Origin of the sequence: Ideonella sp. B508-1 (genome assembly GCF_000333615.1) — a bacterium.
GTDB lineage: Bacteria > Pseudomonadota > Gammaproteobacteria > Burkholderiales > Burkholderiaceae_C > Ideonella.
Genome location: NZ_BADL01000160.1, coordinates 1 through 1,715, shown reverse-complemented (window position 1 = coordinate 1,715; position 1,715 = coordinate 1). Strand labels below are relative to the sequence as shown.

The 1,715-nt window shown below is 76.0% G+C and carries 2 protein-coding genes; both read left to right on the top strand.

Annotation, left to right across the window (positions count from 1 at the left end; all coding sequences use genetic code 11):
- Positions 1 to 361, top strand: a 361-nt coding sequence (locus tag I73_RS07445; RefSeq protein WP_026096427.1) for an efflux RND transporter permease subunit, incomplete at its 5' end; no start/stop codon positions are given.
- 19 nt (positions 362 to 380) lie between these two features.
- Positions 381 to 1,715 (top strand): efflux transporter outer membrane subunit (locus I73_RS07440; RefSeq protein WP_022980039.1); only part of this gene is annotated, 1,335 nt, incomplete at its 3' end.

Below are 1,715 nucleotides of genomic sequence, written 5' to 3'. Positions count from 1 at the left end.
CGGCCGCTCGCCGGTGCAGGTCGCCATCGAGGCCAGCCGCCTGCGGCTGCGCCCCATCCTGATGACCTCCATGGCCTTCATCATGGGCGTGCTGCCCCTGGTGCTGGCCCGTGGCGCCGGCGCCGAGATGCGCCACGCCATGGGGGTGGCCGTGTTCGCCGGGATGATCGGCGTGACCGCCTTCGGCATCTTCCTGACCCCGGTCTTCTACGTGCTGCTGCGCCGCCTGGCCGGCAACCGCCCGCTCAAGCAGCACGGCGAGGTGCCGCACGACGTGGAGCCGCTGCTGGAGCCCGACATGGCCCCGGGGGGCGCGGCCCTGCCGCCGCACCCGGCCGCCCCGCGGGGTCTGCATGACTGAACCTGAACTGGAGCACGCGATGACGTCTTCCCTTGCCCACCCCCCGCGTCTGTCGCTGGCGCCCCTGCTGGCCGCCCTGGTGCTGGCCGGTTGCGCCAGCGCCCCGGCGCCGGACCTGTCCGCCCTGCCGGCCACGCCGGCCGCCTTCAAGAGCACACCGGCCGCCGCCCCCGAAGGCCACTGGGCGGTGGTGCCGCCGGCCGACGGCGCCGAGCGCGGCGCCTGGTGGGCGGTCTTCCACGACCCGGTGCTGGACGATCTGATGCAACGGGCCCAGGCCCGCAACACCGATCTGCAAGTGGCCGCGGCCCGGCTGCAGCAGGCCCGCGCCGGCCTGCGCCAGGCCGATGCCCAGCGCCTGCCGCAGCTGGGTGCCAGCCTGGGCGTGGCCCGTGGCACCAACCAGAACGCGGGTGTGACCCCGGCGCCCGTCATCAACCAGGCCACGCCCGGCCTGAACCTGGCCTGGGAGACCGACCTGTTCGGCCGCCTGAGCCTGGGCAGCCAGGCCGCGGCGCTGGACGCGCAGGCCAGCGAGGCCCTGCTGCAGAGCACCCGGCTGATGGTGCAGGCCCAGGTGGCGCAGGCCTATTTCGCGCTGCGCGAGAGCGACGCCGAGCGCCGCCTGGTCCGCGAAACCCTGGACGCCTACCGCGACACCCTGCGCCTGTCCGAGCGCCGGCTGGCCGCGGGCGACCTGGGCGAGCTGGACGTGCAGCGCCTGCGCACCGAGGTGGCCAGCACCGAGGCCGACGCCCTGGCCCTGGACCGCCAGCGCGCCGCGCAGGAGAACGCGCTGGCCGTGCTGCTGGGCGAATCGGCCAGCGGCTTTGCCCTGGCGGACCCGACGCAGGACTGGACCGCCCGCCCGCCCGCGGTGCCGGCCGGCCTGCCCAGCGCCATGCTGGCGCGCCGGCCCGACGTGGCCGCGGCCCAGCGCAGCCTGATGGCCGCCCAGGCCCGGCTGGGCGTGGCGCAATCGGCCTGGCTGCCGGACCTGAGCCTGACGGCCAGCGGCGGCTATGCCTCCACCGACCTGGGCGATGTGTTCCGCTGGTCGGCCCGGGCCTGGTCCCTCGGCACGCTGCTGTCCATGCCGATCTTCGACGGCGGCCAGCGCCAGGCGCAGGAAGAGCGCGCCGGGGGCGAGGCCCAGATCGCGCTGGCCGGCTACCGCCAGCAGGTGCTGACCGCGCTGCGCGAGGTGGAAGACCAGCTCAGCGGCCTGGGGCTGCTGCAGGCCCAGGCCGACGTGCTGGGCCAGGCCGTGGCCTCGGCCCGCCGCGCCACCGCGCTGTCGGACATCCGCTACCGCAACGGCCAGATCAGCCAGCTGGACCTGCGGACGCGCGCC